The following is a 22106-nucleotide window of genomic DNA, read 5'->3' as shown; positions in this document are numbered from 1 at the left end:
CCCCGGCTTGCGAAAGCCGGGGCGTTTTTTTGTGCGGATCAAAAGCGCCCTCTCTACCGTGAGGGCGCTTTAGACTCAGCGGTTACGCGTCAGCAGTGCCGGCTTCTCGCCACGAGGGCGGTTCGGCAGTTGATCGAGCTGCTCAGGCGTCGGGAAGCGATCGCTTTTCGACTCTTTGTGCATGATCTTCGGCTGATTCTCACGTGGGCCTTTAACCGCTGGCTCTTGACGGGCATCGTCACGGGCCGGGCGGTTTTCGCGACGGGCTTGACCGTCACGCGGGGCACCACTGCGTGGACCGCTGCGCTTGGCAGGCGGTGTGCCAGTGGTAGCGCCGCTGCCAGTACGCGGAGCATTCTGACGACCACCGGTACGCGCGGCAGGTGCTGCGCCAGTGCCTTGAGCCGGAGCTCCCGGACGACGGCCGCGGCTCTGGTTGTTTTTGTTCTGGTACGGGCTGACGTAATCAGCGCGGTTACCAAAGTTGTCCACATCGTCATCACGGAACTCGTCCGGCGCACGGTTGGCGTCTGAACGAGGCGCTGGCTGACGCTGCTCACGGGCAGGCTGAGCTTCGCGTGGCTTTTGCTCACGAGCTGGACGCTCGCTGCGAGCAGCCGCCGGTTTTTCTTTGCTCTTTTCCTTGCCCTTGTCTTTACGACCGCCGCCACCGCCCGGGTTACCCGGACCGTCGCCACGTGGACCGCGTGGCGTGTTGCGCGGGTTACGCACATCCGGACGCTCGCGTACTTCAGGCTTTTCGGCCTCTACGGTGCTGGAGTCAAAACCCATCAGATCACCATCGGCGATTTTCTGGCGGGTCATGCGCTCGATGCTTTTCAGCAGTTTTTCTTCGTCCGGAGCGACCAGCGAGATGGCCTCACCCGAACGACCGGCACGGCCAGTACGGCCGATACGGTGAACGTAATCTTCGTCGACGTTTGGCAGCTCGAAGTTGACCACGTGTGGCAACTGATCGATATCCAGGCCGCGAGCGGCGATATCGGTCGCTACCAGAATGCGTACGGCACCGGCTTTAAAGTCGGCCAGGGCTTTGGTTCGTGCGTTCTGGCTCTTGTTGCCGTGGATGGCCACAGCGCTGAGGCCGTGCTTGTCCAGGTACTCGGCCAGACGGTTGGCACCGTGCTTGGTCCGGGTAAAGACCAGAACCTGTTCCCAGGCGCCTGCGGTGATCAAGTGCGCCAGCAGGGCACGCTTGTGGGTAGCGGGCAGACGGAAAACCCGTTGCTCGATACGCTCGACCGTGGTGTTGGGTGGCGTAACTTCGATACGTTCCGGGTTGCGCAGCAGCTTGCCGGCCAGATCGGTGATGTCCTTGGAGAACGTCGCCGAAAACAGCAGGTTTTGACGCTTGGCTGGCAAACGCGCGAGGACTTTTTTCACGTCATGGACGAAGCCCATGTCGAGCATGCGGTCGGCTTCGTCGAGCACCAGGATTTCAACGTGGGACAGATCTACGCTGCCTTGACCGGCCAGGTCGAGCAAACGACCCGGGCAGGCAACCAGTACGTCAACACCGCGGGCCAGAGCCTGGACCTGAGGGTTGGTACCCACACCGCCGAACACGCAGGCGCTGACGAACTTCAGATCGCGGGCATAGAGCTTGAAGCTCTCGTGCACCTGGGCGGCGAGTTCGCGGGTCGGTGTCAGGACCAGCACGCGTGGTTGGCGTGGGCCGTGGCGCTGGGATTTGTCCGGGTGGCCATTGGGAAACAGCTTTTCCAGGATCGGAAGAGCGAAGCCGCCGGTTTTACCAGTACCTGTCTGAGCCGCAACCATCAGGTCGCGACCTTGCAACACGGCGGGGATGGCCCGCTGTTGCACCGGAGTAGGCTCGGTATAGCCCGCAGCTTCAATGGCGCGGACTAAAGCCTCGGAGAGACCGAGGGAAGCAAAGGACATGAGAAATCCTGTTCTAGTTAGGGCTTGGCCCAAAGGGATAGTCTTGCCTGGCGTGAATGGCGTTTAAGATGACGCAATCCCGTCCGGTCCTGCTCCAGTCCACAAGGCTCATGCGCACCGCTCGCGCGGGCAAGAGCTGCGCAGTAGCGGGGTTGAGTGGCTTGTACAAGGACGAGCGGCCGGGCGTAAGCCTGGCGGAAAGCCCGGAGTATAACAGAGCAATCACGGCGCGCCGATTTCATGCTGCCCAACGGTTTTTTCAAGAGGAGCCAAAAAACCTGTAGTCGCTGCCGAAGGCTGCGAAGGGTTGCGAAGCAACCCGTTCCCTCGAAGGCCCATCGGACCTTCTCGCAGCCTGCGGCAGCGACTACCGTTTTCTGTTTAGCGCGGCAGCTTGAGGTTGTTCCAGATCGCCAGGCTCGGATCAGCCTGGTTCAGGGTGTAGAAGTGCAACCCCGGTGCGCCGCCATCAAGCAGGCGCTCGCACATTTCGCTGATGACCTGCTCACCAAACGCCTGGATGCTCAGCGTATCGTCGCCGTAGGCTTCAAGTTGCTTGCGGATCCAGCGCGGGATTTCAGCACCACATGCGTCAGAAAAACGCGCCAGCTTGCTGTAGTTGGTGATCGGCATGATGCCCGGCACGATGGGAACCATCACGCCTGCAGCTTCCACGCGCTCGACAAAACGGAAGTAGCTGTCGGCGTTGAAGAAGTACTGGGTGATCGCACTGTCAGCGCCAGCTTGGGCCTTGCGTACGAAGTTGCTGATATCGTCTTCGAAGTTGCGCGCTTGCGGGTGCATTTCCGGGTAGGCGGCCACTTCGATGTGGAAGTGATCGCCGGTTTCTTCACGAATGAAGCTCACCAGGTCATTGGCGTAGCGCAGCTCACCACTGGCCATGCCCATACCCGAAGGCAGGTCGCCGCGCAGTGCAACAATGCGTTTGATACCTGCAGCCTTGTACTGGGCCAACAGGCCGCGCAAATCGGCCTTGCTGTCACCCACGCAGGACAGGTGCGGTGCAGCAGGCACTTTTACTTCGCTCTCCAGCTGCAGCACGGTATTGATCGTGCGGTCGCGGGTCGAGCCACCGGCACCATAGGTGCAGGAGAAAAAATCCGGGTTGTAGGTCGCCAGTTGGCGAGCCGTGTTCATCAGCTTTTCATGTCCAGCATCGGTCTTGGTCGGGAAGAACTCGAAGCTGAAACGACGGTCTTGAGACATGGGAATACCCTTGCGTACGCGAAGGAGGCCAGTGATGCCCCCTGACGCTGAACTCACACAAAAAAAAGGCGGTCAGTGCAAGCCTGACCGCCTTTTTTAATCAGTAGCGATAAGCGTCTGGCTTGAACGGGCCTTCGACGGTAACGCCGATGTAGTCAGCCTGTTGCTTGGTCAGTTGCGTGACCACGCCGCCGAAGCCGCGAACCATTTCCAGGGCCACTTCTTCGTCCAGCTTCTTCGGCAGGACTTCTACGGTCAGGCGCTCGGCTTGCAGCTCGGCTGGCAGGTCAGCGTACTTCTGGGCGAACAGGAAGATCTGGGCCAGAACCTGGTTGGCGAACGAACCGTCCATGATGCGGCTTGGGTGACCTGTGGCGTTGCCCAGGTTAACCAGACGGCCTTCGGCCAGCAGGATCAGGTAGTCGTCGTTCTGTGGGTCGAATTCGCCCAGGCCAGTACGGTGAACCTTGTGAACCTGTGGCTTCACTTCTTCCCATGCCCAGTTCTTGCGCATGAAAGCGGTGTCGATTTCGTTGTCGAAGTGACCGATGTTGCACACTACGGCGCGTTTTTTCAGCGCAGCCAGCATGTTTTTGTCGCACACGTTGACGTTACCGGTGGTGGTCACGATCAGGTCGATCTTGCCCAGCAGCGCAGCATCGATGCTGGCAGCAGTGCCGTCGTTCTGGCCGTTGATGAACGGCGAAACCACTTCAAAACCGTCCATGCAAGCTTGCATGGCGCAGATCGGGTCAACTTCGGACACTTTAACGATCATGCCTTCCTGACGCAGGGACTGGGCCGAACCCTTGCCCACGTCACCGTAGCCGATGACCAGTGCTTGCTTGCCGGACAACAGGTGGTCAGTACCACGCTTGATGGCATCGTTCAGGCTGTGACGGCAGCCGTACTTGTTGTCGTTTTTGCTTTTGGTGACCGAGTCGTTGACGTTGATCGCAGGGATCATCAGCTCGCCTTTGGCCAGCATGTCCAGCAGACGGTGAACACCGGTGGTGGTTTCTTCAGTCACGCCGTGGATCTTTTTCAGCATGGCCGGGTATTTCTTGTGCAGCAGCTCGGTCAGGTCGCCGCCGTCGTCGAGGATCATGTTGGCATCCCAAGGCTCGCCATCTTTGAGGATGGTTTGCTCAAGGCACCACTCGTACTCTTCTTCAGTCTCGCCTTTCCAGGCGAAAACCGGGATACCGGCAGCAGCGATAGCAGCGGCAGCCTGATCCTGAGTCGAGAAGATGTTGCACGAGGACCAACGCACTTCGGCACCCAGGGCAACCAGGGTTTCGATCAGTACGGCGGTCTGGATGGTCATGTGAATGCAGCCCAGAATCTTCGCGCCCTTGAGCGGTTGTTCTGCTGCATAACGGCGGCGCAGACCCATCAGGGCTGGCATTTCGGACTCGGCGATGAACGTTTCGCGACGGCCCCATTGGGCGAGGGACATATCAGCGACTTTATAGTCGGTAAAACCTGCAGGCGTGTTTACAGCGCTCATCAAGAGCCTCCATTCGTTTAATCGCGAATGGGCGCCGTTGTGCGTTTAGTGCCTGAACAGGGGACCCTGATCAAACAACGCCCCATCCGAGCCTGACAGGTTGAACCTGCTGCAGCGCCCCTCGGACAGGTGGCGGGAACGGTACTGGGTATTAATGACCGTTTTGAAACGGGGGGTATTATAGCCATCCGGGCAAGTGATCCCAAGGCTTTTTCTTTGAGCCTATCGAGACCATAGTTCAAGGTTAATAGAGCTAAGTGCCGTGGTCTGACATCATGGCCCGCATCTAAGGCAAGACGGTCAGGAGCGAATATGAATTTTCACACCCGCAAATGGGTTAAACCCGAAGACCTCAACCCCAACGGCACCCTGTTCGGTGGCAGCCTGCTGCGCTGGATCGACGAAGAAGCCGCGATTTACGCCATCGTCCAACTGGGCAACCAGCGCGTGGTCACCAAGTACATCTCCGAAATCAACTTTGTCAGTGCTTCGCGCCAGGGCGACATCATCGAACTGGGCATCACCGCCACTGAATTTGGCCGCACCTCGATCACCCTGACCTGCGAAGTGCGCAACAAGATCACCCGCAAAAGCATCCTGACGGTGGACAAGATGGTCTTCGTCAACCTGGGCGAGGACGGCCTGCCCGCACCGCACGGGCGCACCGAGATCAAATACGTCAAAGACCAGTTTCAGGACTGATGACCGGGTTTGATGCCTGGCCTGTGTAGTCGCTGCCGCAGGCTGCGAAGGGTTGCGCAGCAACCCGTTTAATTGGAGGCCCATCGGCCCCATCGCAGCCTTCGGCAGCGACTACAGGTTTTGAGTGAACAGCTACAGCCCCTGCGTGTCGTACCTTTACACACGCAACGGTCATGAAGCTCATGGAAACCCAAAAGTCCGGCAAAACCCCCAACCTGTCGGCTGAAGAAGAGCACGACGTCACCAAAAACCAGCCACCACGCGCCGCCGTCCTGCACGAGATCATTCGCTTGCAGGGCGATCAGGAGCTGGAGCGCAGCATCGCCGCCCTGTTCTGGTCGGCACTCGCCGCAGGACTGACCATGGGCCTGTCGCTTATGGCCATGGGCTTGCTCAACTCGCGCCTGCCCGACGGCGAAGCCTTCAAGGTCATCGCCAGCTTCGGCTACTGCGCAGGTTTTTTGGCCGTCATCCTTTCCCGCCAGCAATTGTTCACCGAAAACACCCTGACCGCCGTGTTGCCGATCATGAGCAAACCCACGCTCAACAATTTCGGGCGCCTGCTGCGCCTCTGGGGGGGGTGCTGGTGGGTAACCTGATGGGCACCCTGCTGGTGGCCTACGTCATGCTGCACCTGCCGATTTTCGACACGCCGACCGACAAGGCCTTTCTTGAAATCGGCCGCAAGGTCATGGAAAACGACGCCAGTCAGATGTTTGCCAAGGGCATCGTTTCGGGCTGGATGATCGCCACCATGGTGTGGATGATCCCGTCCATGGAGAGTGCCAAGATGTGGATCATCATCCTCATCACCTACTTGATGGCGCTGGGCGACTTCACCCACATCGTGGTCGGCACGGCCGAAGTGTCCTATCTGGTGTTTGCCGGGGAACTGCCCTGGAAAGACTTCTGGCTGATCTTTGCCGGCCCGACCCTGGCCGGCAATATCATCGGTGGCAGTTTTATTTTTGCCCTGATCAGTCACGCGCAGGTTCGCAGTGACACTAAAAAACTGCCCTGAATCAGATCACGTAATGCGCGATGGCCACAAAGTGCAGCAGGCTGCCGGCAATCACAAACAGATGCCAGATACCGTGGGCATGGCGCAGGCGATGGTCCAGGGCAAAAAAGATAATCCCCACGGTGTACATCACCCCACCCGTGGCCAACCAGATAAAGCCCGCGGTGCCCAGCGCCGCGAGTAACGGCTTGACGGCCACCAGCACAATCCAGCCCATCACCGCGTAAATCACGATAGACAGAATGCGCGCCTCGGAGCGTGGCTTGATCTCTTGCAGCATGCCGATCACCGCCATGCCCCACACAATCCCGAACAGCGACCAGCCCCACGGGCCATGTAGCGTGACCAGGCAAAACGGCGTGTAACTGCCCGCGATCAGCAGGTAAATCGACAAGTGATCAAACTTTTGCATGATCACCTTGGAGCGCCCGCGCACGCTGTGGTACACGGTCGATACGCTGTACAACAGCACCAGCGTGACGCCATAAATGGCCACACTGACAATCTTTCGCGGGCTGCCATCCAGGCACGCCATCACCAGCAACCAGATACTGCCCACTGCTGCTGCAACCGCACCCACCAGATGAGTCCAGGCGTTGAGCTTTTCACCGTGATACATGTGCAACATCCTCAAGAACTGACAGTGCGACTGTGTCACCCGGTTACTAGATAAGGGTCAGGGGTGTGAAGTTAAAGGGCAATGCGGCGATTCAAGATGTTCGTGATGGCGGCACCACGAGACCGCATCGCCTGCATCGCGAGCAAGCCCGCTCCCACATGATCCAGAAACTCGCCAGCGTTGGCTGCAGACGCTTCTCGTTAATCGCCAAATGCCTCAAACCGCAGCATCAGCACCTGTTCAAGCAACTGCTGCGTGCTGCCCAACAGGCTCGCCAACAATCCCTCATCTTCGTCCATGTAACCTTCGTATTCCGCGAGGTTACGGCGCTCATGGCACAAGGCAAACAAACGCACCTGCACTTTGTCGATTGTTGACGTATGGATCAGGCTTTGAAAAACCAGATAACGCCGGTCTGATCGATACCCGTACAGCCGCAAGGCGGTCAGTGCAATGGCGTGGGCTGCGTTGTAGGCCAGATCGAAACGGCTGGCGAAAGACAACTGGGTGCTGCCTGCATCTTTCAGGCGATCAACCGCTGAACGCAGCAGCCCTTCACACTCCTTGCGATCGGGTGGTTCAACCTTCAAGCCTCCAGTGCGTACCAGATTTTCCAGGTTTTCATTTTTCTCCATCCACGGGCTCCAGCGGGTCATGACCGATCAGCGTGATTTTTTCCTGTTGCGCAACCCTCACGACAAAGCTGTTTCCGGCAGCCAGCTTGGCGGCCCAGTCCTGAGGGGTGTAGAGCGTCGGGTTGATGGTACGACCCAACGATTCTTCAAGCGGCATCAGGTGCTCCATGACGTCACTGTAATGCAGGTTTTCACCCATCAGCATAAGGTCGATATCGCTGCCGACGTGTGCCTGATCCTTGGCAACCGAGCCATATACAAATGCCCATTGCAACTGTTCTGCGAAAGGCATCAGTGCCACACGCAGCGGTTCAGAGAGCCCCGAGGTCTTGCGGATAATGCTCAGCAGCTCCTGATAAATCGGGCACTGTGCATTTGCCTGGTAGTGAGCCTGATTTCCCTGACGGGTCACAGTGAGAATGCCTGATCGCTCTAGACGCCCCAACTCGCGCGTCAAACTGCCTTTGCCTACCTTTGCCCAACGTGCAATTTCATTGACGTAAAAGCTCTGGCCAGGCTTGCCAAAAAGCAGGCCCAGCACTTTTTGCTGCGTGGTGGTAAAGAGCGCATCACTGAGCGATAACATGTTCACGGCTCCGCCTAAGAGTCCCAAAAAGGGAACGATAAGTCCCTTTTAGGGACTGATCAAGCTTGACCTGTTAGAGCGGGATTAATCCGCAGCCCCGCGCACCAACCTTTCCAGCGCCAGCAAGTCCGGGATTTTCGCCACGTGGTCCCCCACTTGCACCGCCGCACGCTCCAGCGGGCTGAGCGGTACGTCGACAAAGCTCAGCTGGCTGTCGAGGCGATAGGAGCGCGGGATGCCTTGTACCACCAAGGCGATAAACTTGAGCGCCGGATCGCCGCCCAGGGTGTTGAGGATGACGATCCGCGCACGCTCACCGATCACCAGCGGCCCGCCGCAGGCGGCTTCAAAGCTGATCAATGGCAACTGGTGGTCGCGCCAGGTGATCTGGCGCAGGTGCCAGGGCGGTGAGTCGCTGCTGGGGTCGCCGCGCTGCCAGCCGATCAGTTCGGCAATGGCAACGTTGGGCAGCAGCAGATAGCGGTCAGCCAGCGGCAACAGCAAACCAGTCAGGCTGCCCACGCGATGATCAAGCATGAAAGTTGCTCCAGTAGGCGATGCGCTCCAGCAACACCGACTCTTGATACGGTTTGCCCAGGTAGTCGTTGACGCCAATGGCCATCGCACGGTTCTGGTGTTTTTGCCCGGTGCGCGAGGTGATCATGATGATCGGCAAGTCTTTGAGACGCGGGTCGTTGCGCACGCGGGTGGCCACTTCGAAGCCGTCCATGCGCGGCATTTCGATGTCCAGCAGCATCAGGTCAGGGGTGTGCTCTTCGAGCACGCTCATGGCGTCGACCCCGTCCTTGGCGGTGATGACGTTCATGCCGTTGCGCTCCAGCAGACGACTGGTGACTTTGCGCACCGTGACCGAGTCATCCACCACCAGCACCAGCGGCGGGCGCACGGCCGGGGTGAACTCCAGCGCGCCGACGGCTTCATGATGCGCCCGCTGCAATGGCTGACGCGCCTGATGGGCGCGAATATAAACCAGCAGATCGAGGATCAGCACCACCCGGCCATCCCCCAGAATGGTCGCACCCGACAACCCCTGTACCCCGGTAAATTGCGGGCCGAGGCTTTTGACCACGATTTCTCGCGAGCCCGCCAGCGCATCGACTTGCAACGCCACGCGCTGATCCTGGCAATGCACCAGCAACACCGGCAACGAATGGCTTTCGCCCACGAGCTTGGGTTTGCCCACGGTTTGCAGCAGCTCCCCCAGATAACGCAACTCATAGGTCTGCCCGCCGTAGTGATACAGCGGGGGATTGAGCTGGTAATACCCCTCCAGCTCATTGGGCATGACTCGCACGATGCCTTCGACGGTGTCGAGGGCAATGGCGTATTGCTCGTCGGCGCATTGCACCATCAGCGCCCGGTTGAGCGAGACGCTGAAGGGCAGGCGGATCTGAAAGTGCACGCCCTGCCCGGCCACCGAGTCGATGGTCATGCTGCCGCCCAACTGCCGGACTTCTTCGTGAACCACGTCCATGCCGACGCCGCGGCCGGAAATCTGAGTGATTTTTTCAGCGGTGGAGAACCCCGGTTGCAGGATGAACTGCAAGACATCGCGGTCGCTGATCGTCGCCTGCGGATCCAGCAGGCCGCGCAAAATAGCTTTTCGGCGTACGGCTTCAAGCGGCACGCCGGCGCCATCGTCATGCATGTCGAAGACCACGTCGCCACCGTCGTAAGACAGCTCCAGACTGATCAATCCCTGCTCCGGCTTGCCGCTGGCGTGACGGATATCTGCTGGCTCGAGACCGTGGTCGACGGCGTTGCGCAACATGTGTTCCAACGGCGCCACCATGCGCTCAAGCACGTTGCGGTCGATTTCAGCCTCGGCATTGATCACGCTGAATTCGACCTGCTTACCCAGCTCACTGGCCACCTGGCGCACGACCCGCTTGAGGCGCGGCAATACGCGCTCGAACGGCACCATGCGCGTACCCATCAGGCCCTCCTGCAGCTGGGTGTTTACCCTCGCCTGCTTCTGCAAAAGGCCGTGGGCATCCTGATTGCGCGCAGCCAGTGTGGCCTTGAGGTCGAGCAAGTCCGAAGCCGATTCGAACAATGCACGGGACAGCTGTTGCAGCAGGGAATGACGGTCCATCTCCAGGGGATCGAATTCGTCGTAAGCCACGCCATCGGCTTCGGTGTGCGAGCGGCTGTGCAGGCGCCCCTGGGTTTCGCTGTCGAGGCGACGCAGTTGGTCCTGCATCCGCTCAAGGGTGGTCTGCATTTCGTTGAGAGCGATCTGACCATCGTTGACCTGCTGCTCAACGCGCCCACGGATGATCGAGGCTTCGCCTGCCAGGTTGACCAGGTCTTCCAGCAACTCGGCCGGCACCTTGAGGGTGTCCAGCCCCGTGCGCTCACCTTCGGGCAATGGCGGTGCCACAGGCTCGGACTTGGAAGCTGCGGGAGCCTCCTGACGGGTGTTGCGTTCAATCCTGCGGATTTTTTCTATCAGCGTCTGAGGCGAAGGCAGCGGCTGGCCACTGCGCAACGCATCGAACATTTGTGCAAGCTGGTCATGGCAACGTTCAAGCAGCACAAACAGCTCGGCATTGGGTGCCAGCAAGCCAGCCGAAATATCTTCGAAGAGGGTTTCAAGTTCATGGGCAAAGTCGCCAATGGCGGCAACCTCAACCATCCGCGCCCCACCTTTGAGGGTATGCAGGTCACGCAGCAGGTTTTCGACTTCGAGGTGGCTCTGGGGGTCGGCCTGCCAGCGCGATAACGCCGTGCCCGAGCTTTCGAGAATATCGAAAGCCTCGTCGAGGAAGATATCCTGCAATTCAGGGTCGGCCGTGCTCAACGCTGCAGCGGGCCCGGCTTCAGTGCTGCCCGGCTCAACAGGCGAATGGCTGTAGAGACGAAACCCGCGAATGGCCTCGATCAGTTCATAAGACTCGCTCAACGGCTGCTTGTGCTTGAGCTGATCGAGCATCAGTGCCAGTTGCTCATGGCTGCGCTCAAGCAAGTGGCTCAATGCCGGGCTTTCACTCAGTCTCCGGTCCAGCAGACCTTCGTAGAGGTGCTCCAGCTCATGGGCCAGATCGGCAATCGGCTCGATCCCGGCCATGCGCGCCCCACCCTTGAGGGTGTGCAAATCGCGCTGCAAGGAAGACAGCGAAGCCAGGCTGTCGGGGGCGCCCAGCCAACGCTGCAGGGCCTGCCCGACACTGTCGAGAATATCCACCGCCTCTTCGAGAAAGATTTCGACGATTTCCTCGTCGACATCATCGTCCTGCCCCGCCCCCAACTGGTCAGTCGCGGCGCCCAGTTCGGTGATGTCCAGCGTCTGGCCGCCATCACGGCGAATCAGCCCCGTGGCGTCAGGCGCCAGCCCTTCGTGCAGCAGCGCATGCAAGGTCTGGATCAGCTCCGGCTGCGGGATGATTTCTTGCCCCGCCGCCAGTTGATCGAGCATGTTGATCAACGCTTCCTGAGCATCATCGGCCGCCTCGAAGAACCGCTCACTGGCCGCCAGGCTGCTTTCCTCAACGGCGCCATACAGGTCGAGCAAGGCTTCGCACACGGCATCAATGGGGTGCAGGTCCAGCAGGTGTGCGGCCTGGGCCAAGGCAGTCAGCTGGTCCAGCAGGGTATCCAGGCCCTCCCGCTGCTGGGGGTTCTGATGCCAGTTTTTAAGCAGCTCTTCGGCGTCAAACAGGATGTCCATGCTTTCGCCCAGAAACTCGGTAATCCGTTGCGGGTCGCGCTGGGCCACCCAACTGCTGGTGGGCGTATTGAGCAGGGTTTCAAGACGGGTGGCGATCAGTCGCTCGGTGCGCTCGATCAGGGAGCGAGCCCCCTTGATCTCGGCCAGCTGGTCACTGTCCAGTTGCTTGAGGCCGCGGTGCAACAAGCCGTCAGCCTCCCGCAACAGCTCAATTTCTTCCTGCCCGAGGGCAAGATGATGGGCCTTGTACTCACGGACCAGATGATCCAGTGGCGCCGCCAGTTCGGCCATGTGCACCACGCCCGCCATGTGCGCACTGCCTTTGAGGGTGTGCATGGCCAGTTGCAGGTCGTCGCTGGCATACAGCGGCATTTGCTCGCGGGCCCGATCCAGAAAACGGTCAAGACGCTCAAGGTGGGTTTGCGCTTCCTGTCGGAAGATGTCCAGCAACTGCGGGTCGAAATGGCTGGCGTCCTGGGCAATCAGCAGCGGCTGCGGCTCACCTTTGGCCAGGCGCTGTGCCCGAGCGGCCAGTTGGTCGACGTCTTCGCGCTGACGCTGGCTTTGCTCGGCAAACGCCTGAATCAGCTCGGGCAGCATCACCAGCACGTCTTCAAGCAGTTGAAAGATCTGCGGGGACGGCGCCACGCTGCGCTCAATCACGCGATTGAGCAGGTTCTCGACCGCCCACGCCAATTCCCCCAGCACCAGCGCACGCACCATGCGCCCGCTGCCCTTGAGGGTGTGAAAGCCGCGGCGCAGTTCTGCCAGTGCGGCGCTGTCCGCCGGGTTGGCGACCCATTGCGGCAGGCAATCGTGCAGGGTGATCAGTACTTCGTCGGTCTCTTCCAGAAAGACGTCCAGCAACTCTTCATCAAGGGGCTCTTCATCCATCGGCGGCGGCAGCAGGCTGGCGGGCATGTGCTGCGCAGGCGGATTGAGCGCAGACAGCGGACTCGCCAGCACATCGGCCAGGCTCCCCTGCAGATCCGGCATCAGCGGTTGATCCGCGGGGCTGCAGGCGTCATCCAGCAACGGTCCGGCAGGCTCGGCCGGGGCATAGCCCAGCCTGGCCAGACTGTTTTCGGCCCAATCCAGCACCCGCTCGCCCGCGGCTCCCGGGTCCTGGGAGAGACGCTCCAGGTAATACTCGATGCTGCTCAGGGCTTCGGCCAGATGATCCAGTTGCTGCGCTGTCGGGATATCAGCCCCCTGCAGCAGGCGCTCGCACAGATAGTCATGGCAGGCTTGCAGCAGGCTGGCAGCGCGGCTCAAGGGGATCATTGCCAGCGCACCACGGATTTGTGTGATCAGCGCAGGCAGTGGCTGCAAGTGCAGGCGGTCATGGCCGGCCATCACGTAATCGGCGATCAGATCCTTCACTTCCTCAAGGCCGATGCGCGCCTCCTTGATCACCAGTTGATGGATCTGCATGAGGTCGGTGGTGGGCAAACGGCTCTCTTCGCGCTGCGAGGGCTCAACGCTGCCAACCATGCCAGCCAATGTGGCCTCTACGTAGAGCAAGGCTGACGCGACATCCATCAACACCGCATCGGTGGGCTCGCGCTGGCCCTGGGCCAGACTTTGCATCACCGCCAGTTGATCGATGATGACTTTGCGCGGCTGACCAAACCCCAGCACCGCCAGGGTGTCAGCGATCTGGCGCAACGGGGCCATCAGGCTGCTCAGTTCCGAGACGTGCAAACGGTCGCTGCGCACAAACAGGTCGAGGCGTTCCTTGACCCGCACCAGTTCTTCGCACAATGCCGCAACCACTGAGCGCATCGCGTCGCGGTCGGGGCCAGCCAGCCGCGCCCGCTCCTCATCGACCATCGCCGCATCGGGCATGGCCTGATCCAGTTCGTAATGGTTTTTCAGGGCGAGCATTTTCGAGGTCGGATGCTCGGCCTTGGCGATGTAAAACAGCAGGCTGGTGAGCAACTCTTCGGGCGCAGGCTGATTGGCGGCCTCGATACCTTGCTCCAGCAGGCGCTTGAGTTCCTTGTCGGACTTTTTAAGCAGGCTGCGCAGGGCCGGGCTGTTCGGGACCCGCCCCTTAAGCATGCCATCGACCAGGGCCGCGGCTATTTTCCACAAGGCGTTGAGCGGCGAACCCAGGCACAGGCTTTGAAGCCGTGCGAACACCCCGGCCATCATTTCCAGATGGGCCTGCACGGCTTCGCCACGGCGCAAACCCAGAAACGCGGTTTGCAAGGTATGGCGCAGAATCCGCAGCTCCCGCGGCAAGTCTGCGGGGAGCAAACGGGCCAGGGCGGCCGGGTCCAATGGGGGCAACACTTGCAAGGGCGGGCTGAACAGACTGGTTTCCGAGAGCAGGGCTTCGCCACGGGCGCTGCGCAAGTCATTGAGCAACGGCAACACCACCAATGGCCAATCCCGTCGGGCACTGTGTACTCGGTCCAGGTACAACGGCAATTGGCTGAAGGCTTGCTGCAATAACCGCAGGGCTTCGTCGAGCTGGCTGACGCGGCCCTGTTGCAAGGCAATGACCAACTGCTCCATCTCTTCTGCCAGCAACGCCGCGCCGTAGAACTCGACCATCAGCAAGCTGCCATGCACCTGATGAATACAGGCCAGGCATTGCTCCAGCGTGTCGGCGGCAGGCTGTTGCGCGTAGGCATCCAGCGCCACGCGGGCCTGTTTTAGCGTGTGGGCAATTTCGCCTTTGACCCACTCAAGGGCCACATAGTCGTGCCGGTCAACCATAACGACTCCAGTCAGAATTGCAGCGCATTACTGTGGACCAAGGTCTTTAGGCGGCGCAGGCAATGTGAAGCCAGATACCGAACGCCGCAGCTGGCTGGCCATTTTGGCCAGATTACCGATGCTGTCGGCGGTCGCAGTGGAGCCCGACGAGGTCTGGTTGGTGATTTGCTGAATGACGTTCATGGTCAGGGAGATCTGCGCCGCCGAAGTGGTCTGCTGCTGCGCGGCGTTGGAGATGCTTTGAATCAGGTCCGCCAGATTTTGCGACACACCTTCGATCTCCTCCAGCGCCACTCCGGCGTCATGGGCCAGACGGGCACCGCGCACCACTTCGGTGGTGGTTTGCTCCATGGAAATCACCGCCTCGTTGGTGTCGGCCTGAATCGCCCGCACCAGGGTTTCGATTTGCCGCGTAGCCGCCGATGAGCGCTCGGCCAGGCGCTGGACTTCGTCGGCCACCACGGCAAACCCGCGCCCGGCATCGCCGGCCATCGAGGCCTGGATGGCCGCGTTCAACGCCAGGATATTGGTTTGATCGGCAATATCATCAATCAGGCTGACAATGTCGCCGATTTCCTGGGAAGACTCGCCCAACCGCTTGATCCGCTTGGCGGTGTCCTGGATCTGATCACGAATGTTGTCCATGCCATGAATGGTGTTATGCACCACTTCGTTGCCCTTGTTGGCAATCGCCACGGAACGCTCCGCCACCGCTGAAGACTCCGAAGCGTTGGCCGACACCTGATCGATGGAGTGGGCCATTTGCTGGATGGCTCCCGAAGCCTCGGCAATTTGCTGGGCTTGATGCTCGGAAGCCTCGGCCAACTGCATGGCGGTTGCCTGGGTTTCCTGCACGGCTGCCGCGACCTGACCTGCGGTGTGGTTGATCGTGGCCACCAGCTCGCGCAGTTGGTCGATCGAGTAGTTGATGGAGTCGGCAATGGCCCCCGTAAAATCTTCGGTGACAGAGGCCGTCACCGTCAGGTCGCCGTCGGCCAGATCGGCAATTTCGTCCAGCAAACGCATGATCGCGTTCTGGTTGCGCTCGTTCTTTTCGGCCGTTTCACGCAGTTGGCGATTGGTTTCGCGCACCATCACCAGCCCGATCAGGATGATTGATGCCAGTGCCAGCAAGCCCAATACGTAACCGCCAATAATGTCGAGCGAGCGCCCGGTGGCGAGATTTTCAAAGCCGTTGGCCAGGGTCGACGCTTCATCAAGCAGGGTTTGCGACAGGCTGAATATGGTGTTGGCGGCTTCACGTACGTGGAACAGCTGCGGCGAGGTTTCAATGATTTCATCCACTGAGCCCGACACAAACTGGAACAGCTCGGAAATTTCCTGCAAGCGGGCACGGGCGTCCTTGTCTTCGACCTGGGTAATCCTCATCCCGTCATTGCCTTCCAGCATGCCGTTGAGCACTTGCCCGAAGCGGTTGGCATCGCGCCCGAAAGCACCGGCGGCCTGGGCTGCATTCTCATCACCGGCCAGCACCGTATTCACCGCGCCTAAAATGCGTTCGGCCAGTAATGACTGACGCTGCGCCAGCGCCACCTGGCTGGCTGGCGCGCCACGCTGCAACAGGATTTCGACGACTTTTTCGTATTCGACCTGTAGCTGCGGCACGGTTTCGGCCAGTGTCGCGGCCACTTGATGCAACGACAGTACGGTTTGCTCACTGGCCAAAATGGCGTTGACGTTGCTCAGCAACAGCTCCCAGTCACGCTGAACCGCCTGCATTTCCTTGTGGACTGCAGGCGGCGCGGGAGGCAGGCCAGTGACCGGATCGCCTTTTTTCAGATAGCCCCAACGCTGGCTGAAATCGTTTCGCGCATCGATCAGCAACTTGAACGCGGCAGCCTTTCCGGCTGCGGCCTCAGTGGCGTTTTTGGCAATACGCTGGGACAGGACACGCAATTCACCCGCGTGGCTGATGTATTGCTTGTCGTAGTTGGATTGGGTGTTGAGGTAAGCAAAGTTGGCGAACAACAGCATGATGAACACGATCAGGGCGATAAAAAGCACGATGATCTGCGAACGACTGCGCGACCCTTCCATTGGTTTAGCGGTATTGGCTGTGGTCATCAATCAGGTCCTGAGATCCCGTTTTAAAGCGCGAGGCCTGATCACACGGCCACCGCCCAGAATTGCGGCGCCTGAGCCAGGGCAAAAGGGCTGAATACCCACCAAGGGTGTTCGCCAGCAAAATGCCCCTGCACATAAGGCGCGAACATCGGATGAGGCAACGCGTGCGTATCGGCATTGAGATCGGCATGTGCAAAGTGCTGCATGCCCTGCACTTCGTCCACCTGCAACCCGACAAACACGTCTTTATATTCCAGCACCAGCACCCGGCGCTGTTTACGCAAGGGCGACAGCTCAACCCCGAAAAAGCCGCACAGGTCCATGACCGGCAGCAATTGCCCGCGCAGATTGGCCACGCCCTTGACCCAGGGCTTTACACCGGGCAACAAGGTGAATCGCGGCTCATGGAGGATTTCGGCAATTTCGCCCATCGGCGCCACAAAACAATGCTCGCCGATGCGAAAGCCGATACCGCTCCAGGTATCGAGTTGCGCTTGTGCAGGCACCAGGCCCGCTGCCAGCTGGCGACAGCGCTGGTCGATTTCAAGCAGCAGTTCGAAGGCCGTCAGTGAGCCAGGCATAAGGCGGCCGTCATTTTGGAGGGTTTTCTTCCAGGACTTTTTTCACCTTGAGGATCAGTTGCTCTTCATCGACCGGCTTGGTCAGGTAGCCCTTGGCCCCTTGTCGTTGGGCCCAGACCATGTCGGTTTCCTGATCCTTTGTCGTCACAACGATAACCGGGATGTAGCTGGTCTCCGGATCTTTGGTCAGCTGACGCGTGGCCTGAAAACCATTGAGGCCCGGCATCACGATGTCCATCAACACCACATCAGGCTTTTCCTGGCGTGCCAGGGCAACGCCGTCGGCGCCGTTTTCAGCCTTGAGCACTTCATGGCCGTGCTTTTCCAGCATGCCGGTCAATTTGTACATTTCAGTCGGCGAGTCATCGACGATCAGAATGCGAGCCATGGTGTTCCCCATTTATAAGGTGGTTGGCCGGCTGGCCGGGCTTCATTGAGCACTTTGTACGATATTGAAGGCTGGCACATGGGCCTTGATTGCGCTCAGCAATTCATCACGGCTGAAGGGCTTGGTCAAAAATTGATCAGAACCCACAATTCGTCCCTTGGCCTTGTCGAACAGGCCGTCCTTGGACGACAGCATGATCACGGGGGTCGACTTGAACGCCCGGTTGCTCTTGATCAGTGCGCAGGTCTGATAGCCATCCAGACGCGGCATCATGATGTCGACAAAGATGATGTGCGGATGATGGTCGACAATCTTGGCCAGCGCATCGAAACCGTCGATGGCGGTAATGACCTCGCAGCCCACGTTTTTCAACAGCGTTTCGGCGGTGCGGCGAATGGTTTTCGAATCGTCGATTACCATCACCTTCAAGGCGCTGGAATGTTTTTCCATATGTGCTCTACCATCGCCACGGCGACCCATTTTGTTACAACTGTGCGACTTAAAACCCCAACTCCTTGATGGACAAGGGCTCAAAGCACTGTGCCAGCCTTTTTAGCACAGTCACGACCGTCAATCTATCGAACCGCCCAAGGCGTGCTGGAGCAGGTGGTTTTTCCTTGACCGGGGCCACACTCAGCGCCACTCTGGCGCCACTTTTCAGAGCCTTTTTGCCCATTATTTATTGAGGAATTTGCCATGAGCGTTCGAGTCGGGATTGTCATGGACCCCATTGCGGGCATCTCCTATAAAAAGGACAGCTCGCTGGCCATGTTGCTGGCCGCCCAGGATCGCGGCTGGACCCTGTTCTACATGGAACAGCAAGACCTTTACCTGAATGAAGGCAAGGCGCGGGCGCGCATGAAGCCGCTGAAGGTGTTCGCCAACCCTGAAAAATGGTTTGAACTGGACGCCGAAACCGACACGGCCCTGAGCGACCTGGACGTGATCCTGATGCGCAAGGACCCGCCCTTCGACATGGAGTTCGTGTACTCCACCTACCTGCTGGAGCAGGCCGAGCGTGATGGCGTACTGATCGTCAACAAGCCGCAAAGCCTGCGCGACTGCAACGAAAAGCTGTTCGCCACCCAGTTCACCCAGTGCACACCGCCCACCGTGGTCAGCCGCCGCGCCGATGTATTGCGTGAGTTCGCCGCCCTGCACGGTGACGTGATTCTCAAACCCCTGGATGGCATGGGCGGAACGTCGATCTTCCGTCACCGCGTGGGCGATCCGAACCTGTCGGTGATTCTCGAAACCCTGACCGCCAACGGCACCCAGCAAATCATGGCACAAGGCTATTTACCGGCGATCAAGGACGGCGACAAACGCATCCTGATGATCGACGGCGAGCCTGTTCCGTATTGCCTGGCGCGTATCCCGGCAGCTGGCGAAACCCGTGGCAACCTGGCTGCAGGCGGTCGGGGCGAAGCCCGTCCGCTGAGCGACAAGGACCGCTGGATTGCAGCCCAGGTAGGCCCGACGCTGCGTGAAAAAGGGCTGCTGTTTGTCGGCCTGGACGTGATCGGTGAGCACCTGACCGAGATCAACGTCACCAGCCCGACCTGCATCCGCGAGATCGACAATGCGTTCGGTACCAATATCGGCGCCCTGCTGATGGACGCGATTGAGCGCAAGCTCGCCGCGCGCTGATCTGCAACACCCAGTAATAGACCAACATTGCGCTATCATGCGCACCCTGTGAAACCCGCGATGTTGGTCTTTTTGCCATGACACTCCCCAGCGACCTGCCCCCCGAACTCAGCCATAAAGGCGTGCGAGCGGCCGATCGCCTTGGATTTACCCTGTTTGTGGCGGCGCTGATTCATATCGCGGTGATTGTGGGCGTGGGTTTCAGCATGACCGAACCCAAACAGATCAGTAAAACCCTGGAGATCACGCTCTCCACATTCAAAAGCGAAAAGGCCCCGGAGAAAGCGGACTTTCTGGCTCAGGACAATCAGCAAGGCAGCGGCACGCTGGATAAAAAAGCCGTGCCCAAGACCACTGAAGTTGCTCCTTTCCAGGACAACAGCGTCAAAAAGGTCACTCCGCCGCCGGCCGCCAGGCCCGAGCAGACCCAAACCGCACCCAAGGCTGCCGTGACCACCGTGGCGCCAGCCCCGAAAAAAGCGCCGAGCCAGCCGCAAAAGGTCAAGACCGAAGCCGCGCCCAAGGCCAGCATTCCAACGTTCGACAGCTCCCAGCTGTCCAGCGAGATATCCAGCCTGGAGGCCGAACTGGCCAACGAGCAGCAGTTGTACGCCAAGCGTCCGAAGATCTACCGCATGAGTGCGGCCTCGACCATGCGCGACAAGGGCGCCTGGTACAAAGAGGACTGGCGCAAGAAGATCGAGCGCATCGGCAACCTGAATTACCCCGAACAGGCACGTCGCGAAAAAATCTACGGCAAGCTGCGGCTGCTGGTGTCGATCAACCGGGACGGTTCGCTGCATGAAGTGCTGGTGCTTGAGTCATCGGGCCAGCCGCTGCTGGATCAGGCTGCTCAACGCATCGTGCGCCTGGCCGCACCCTTTGCACCGTTCACGGGCGACCTGGCAGACATCGACCGGCTCGAAATCATCCGCACCTGGAAGTTCGCCCAAGGCGATCGGCTTTCGAGCAACTGAGGTAAAACCTGTAGTCGCTGCCGAAGACTGCGATGGGGCGCACCGCGGCCCTGGCTTTTGAAGGTCCTGCGGACCTTATCGCAGCCTTCGGCAGCGACTACAGGGCTTTTATCATCCTCAAACTTGTCAGTTCACGTTGCCAGCGCCACACTAAGACTCATGAAAAACCACGCACCGACTTACCTCAAGCATCAATTCCTGATCGCCATGCCGCACATGGCCGACCCGAATTTTGCCCACACCTTGACCTACATCGTCGAGCACACGGCCAGTGGGGCCATGGGACTGGTGATCAATCGCCCGCTGGAACTGAGCCTGGCGGACATTCTTGAGCAGTTGCGCCCGGAAAAACTCTCCTCGGCCCTGTGCCAGCACGTTCCGATCTATGGCGGTGGGCCAGTGATGACTGACCGTGGATTTGTCCTGCACCCCACGGGAATGAGCTTTGACGCCACCGTCGAGCTGGCTGACGGGCTGGCCCTCAGCACCTCGGCCGATGTGCTGTTCAGCATTGCCGACGGGCACGGCCCGAACCGCAGCCTGATTTGCCTGGGCTATGCCGGGTGGGACGCTGGCCAGCTGGAAGCCGAACTGGTCGACAATGCGTGGCTGACCTGCCCGTATTCAGCTGACGTCCTGTTTGAAACCCCTAGCGAGCTGCGCCTCGACGCGGCCGCGAAACACCTCGGAGTGAACCTCAATTTGTTAAGCACCCAAGCAGGCCATTCCTGATGGCCGGCCTTCGTTTACTGCTGGGCTTTGACTACGGCACCCGATCCATCGGTGTCGCTGTCGGCCAGATGATTACCGGCCAAGCCCGCGAGCTATGCAACTTGAAAGCCGAAAATGGCATTCCCAGGTGGGAAGAAATTGAAAAGCTGATCAAGGAATGGCAGCCCGACGCAATGGTGGTCGGCATGCCGTTGAACATGGACGGTACCCCAAGCGACTTCTGCGCCCGTGCGCAAAAATTTGCCAACCGTCTGAATGGCCGCTTCAATCTGCCCGTTTTCACCCACGATGAACGCCTGACCACCTTCGAGGCCAAGGGCGAACGCCGGGCCCAGGGCGGCCAGCGCGGCAGCTACCGCGACAACCCCGTCGATGCCATCGCCGCCAAGCTGGTGCTGCAAGGCTGGCTCGACGAAAACCCGGCTCAAACCCAAGACTGACCCGGCGCTTGTATCACTTGACCCGCCCCGTTGTTTGCGCCCGCCGCTGCACGTTTTGCTGCGCGGGCCTTTAAAGGAGCCACCATGATCCTGCCTGTTCCCGCTGAACTGATCTCCCAGATGGCCCTTGATCTCAAGGCCCACCTTGCCCGTCGCGGCATCACTGAACCGAATTTTATCGGTATCCGCACTGGCGGCATCTGGGTTGCCCAGGCGCTGCTGCGGGCGCTCAACAGCGATGCTCCGCTGGGTACGCTGGACGTATCGTTCTACCGCGATGACTTCAGCCAGAACGGCCTGCACCCGCAAGTGCGTCCCTCTGAGCTGCCGTTCGAAATCGAAGGCCAGCACCTGGTGCTGATCGACGACGTGCTGATGAGCGGTCGCACCATCCGCGCGGCACTTAACGAACTGTTCGACTATGGACGTCCGGCCAGCGTGACGCTAGTCAGCCTGCTGGACCTGGACGCGGCCGAGCTGCCGATCCGGCCGGATGTGGTGGGGGCGACCTTGTGCCTCAAGCCGAGCGAGCGGGTGAAGTTGTCCGGCCCTGCGCCACTGACACTCGAACTTCAAGACCTAGCCCTTCCTGCCCATTAAGAGATGAGACCA

At 59.8% G+C, this 22106-nt stretch carries 18 protein-coding genes, 1 pseudogene and 1 riboswitch; of the genes and pseudogenes, 7 read left to right on the top strand and 12 right to left on the bottom strand.

Features of this window, described 5'->3' with window-relative positions; translation table 11 throughout:
• Window positions 1–75: 75 nt before the first annotated feature.
• The 3 genes from VSQ83_RS00915 to ahcY all read right to left on the bottom strand — a co-directional run bounded on the left by VSQ83_RS00915 (window position 76) and on the right by ahcY (window position 4660).
• Entirely contained in the window at window positions 76–1923 is a 1848-nt protein-coding gene (locus tag VSQ83_RS00915) for a DEAD/DEAH box helicase (RefSeq protein ID WP_133075188.1), read from the bottom strand.
• Window positions 1924–2304: 381 nt separating this feature from the next.
• Window positions 2305–3150 (bottom strand): methylenetetrahydrofolate reductase [NAD(P)H], encoded by an 846-nt coding sequence (metF, locus tag VSQ83_RS00910; protein WP_326425052.1) that lies wholly within the window; start codon window positions 3148–3150, stop codon window positions 2305–2307.
• Between the two features lie 100 nt (window positions 3151–3250).
• Window positions 3251–4660, bottom strand: a complete 1410-nt coding sequence (ahcY, locus tag VSQ83_RS00905; protein WP_219262660.1) for an adenosylhomocysteinase — start codon at window positions 4658–4660, stop codon at window positions 3251–3253.
• Between the two features lie 22 nt (window positions 4661–4682).
• Window positions 4683–4789, bottom strand: a riboswitch (S-adenosyl-L-homocysteine riboswitch).
• A gap of 183 nt (window positions 4790–4972) precedes the next feature.
• On the opposite strand from ahcY, the gene VSQ83_RS00900 reads away from it, so the two are divergent.
• Both VSQ83_RS00900 and VSQ83_RS00895 read left to right on the top strand, forming a co-directional pair.
• The gene (locus VSQ83_RS00900) at window positions 4973–5362 is read left to right on the top strand and encodes an acyl-CoA thioesterase (RefSeq protein WP_048361238.1); all 390 of its coding nucleotides are present in this window, start codon (window positions 4973–4975) and stop codon (window positions 5360–5362) included.
• A 182-nt stretch (window positions 5363–5544) separates the two neighbouring features.
• Window positions 5545–6383: pseudogene (locus VSQ83_RS00895) on the top strand (formate/nitrite transporter family protein).
• Between the two features lies 1 nt (window position 6384).
• Here the strand turns inward: VSQ83_RS00895 and trhA are convergent.
• The 9 genes from trhA to pilG form a co-directional block, all read right to left on the bottom strand.
• Window positions 6385–7002 (bottom strand): PAQR family membrane homeostasis protein TrhA, encoded by a 618-nt coding sequence (gene trhA, locus VSQ83_RS00890; RefSeq protein WP_326425051.1) that lies wholly within the window; start codon window positions 7000–7002, stop codon window positions 6385–6387.
• Window positions 7003–7202: 200 nt separating this feature from the next.
• Window positions 7203–7637: a hypothetical protein gene (locus tag VSQ83_RS00885; protein WP_326425050.1), complete on the bottom strand. Its 435-nt coding sequence runs from the start codon at window positions 7635–7637 to the stop codon at window positions 7203–7205.
• The gene (locus VSQ83_RS00880) at window positions 7624–8229 is read right to left on the bottom strand and encodes a transcriptional regulator (RefSeq protein ID WP_133075184.1); all 606 of its coding nucleotides are present in this window, start codon (window positions 8227–8229) and stop codon (window positions 7624–7626) included. Before VSQ83_RS00880 ends, VSQ83_RS00885 begins: the two co-directional genes overlap by 14 nt.
• Before the next feature lie 78 nt (window positions 8230–8307).
• Complete coding sequence (locus VSQ83_RS00875) at window positions 8308–8760, bottom strand: chemotaxis protein CheW (RefSeq protein WP_326425049.1); 453 nt, start codon at window positions 8758–8760, stop codon at window positions 8308–8310.
• The gene (locus tag VSQ83_RS00870) at window positions 8753–14641 is read right to left on the bottom strand and encodes an Hpt domain-containing protein (protein ID WP_326425048.1); all 5889 of its coding nucleotides are present in this window, start codon (window positions 14639–14641) and stop codon (window positions 8753–8755) included. The genes VSQ83_RS00875 and VSQ83_RS00870 overlap by 8 nt, the downstream gene beginning before the upstream one ends.
• A gap of 27 nt (window positions 14642–14668) precedes the next feature.
• Window positions 14669–16726, bottom strand: a complete 2058-nt coding sequence (locus VSQ83_RS00865) for a methyl-accepting chemotaxis protein (protein WP_133075181.1) — start codon at window positions 16724–16726, stop codon at window positions 14669–14671.
• Window positions 16727–16767: 41 nt separating this feature from the next.
• Window positions 16768–17307 carry a chemotaxis protein CheW gene (locus VSQ83_RS00860; RefSeq protein WP_133075180.1) on the bottom strand — a complete coding sequence of 180 codons (540 nt, stop codon included), beginning with the start codon at window positions 17305–17307 and terminating at the stop codon, window positions 16768–16770.
• A gap of 10 nt (window positions 17308–17317) precedes the next feature.
• Complete coding sequence (pilH, locus tag VSQ83_RS00855) at window positions 17318–17695, bottom strand: twitching motility response regulator PilH (protein ID WP_095027494.1); 378 nt, start codon at window positions 17693–17695, stop codon at window positions 17318–17320.
• 42 nt (window positions 17696–17737) lie between these two features.
• Complete coding sequence (pilG, locus tag VSQ83_RS00850; protein ID WP_019828024.1) at window positions 17738–18145, bottom strand: twitching motility response regulator PilG; 408 nt, start codon at window positions 18143–18145, stop codon at window positions 17738–17740.
• Between the two features lie 246 nt (window positions 18146–18391).
• Here pilG and gshB point away from each other — a divergent pair, with 246 nt between their 5' ends.
• From gshB to pyrR, 5 genes are all read left to right on the top strand, one after another.
• Entirely contained in the window at window positions 18392–19345 is a 954-nt protein-coding gene (gene gshB / locus VSQ83_RS00845; RefSeq protein ID WP_133075178.1) for a glutathione synthase, read from the top strand.
• Between the two features lie 77 nt (window positions 19346–19422).
• Complete coding sequence (locus VSQ83_RS00840) at window positions 19423–20322, top strand: TonB family protein (protein WP_133075177.1); 900 nt, start codon at window positions 19423–19425, stop codon at window positions 20320–20322.
• 159 nt (window positions 20323–20481) lie between these two features.
• Window positions 20482–21054, top strand: coding sequence for a YqgE/AlgH family protein (locus tag VSQ83_RS00835; protein WP_133075176.1), 573 nt, complete (start codon window positions 20482–20484; stop codon window positions 21052–21054).
• Window positions 21054–21494, top strand: a complete 441-nt coding sequence (gene ruvX, locus VSQ83_RS00830; RefSeq protein WP_133075175.1) for a Holliday junction resolvase RuvX — start codon at window positions 21054–21056, stop codon at window positions 21492–21494. The genes VSQ83_RS00835 and ruvX overlap by 1 nt, the downstream gene beginning before the upstream one ends.
• Before the next feature lie 84 nt (window positions 21495–21578).
• Window positions 21579–22094 carry a bifunctional pyr operon transcriptional regulator/uracil phosphoribosyltransferase PyrR gene (pyrR, locus tag VSQ83_RS00825; RefSeq protein ID WP_133075174.1) on the top strand — a complete coding sequence of 172 codons (516 nt, stop codon included), beginning with the start codon at window positions 21579–21581 and terminating at the stop codon, window positions 22092–22094.
• The last annotated feature ends 12 nt before the right edge of the window (window positions 22095–22106 follow it).

The organism is Pseudomonas sp. DSV-1 (assembly GCF_035830915.1).
Lineage (GTDB): Bacteria > Pseudomonadota > Gammaproteobacteria > Pseudomonadales > Pseudomonadaceae > Aquipseudomonas.
The sequence above is the reverse complement of the archived record's forward strand: the minus strand, read 5'-3'. Positions and strand labels throughout refer to the sequence as shown.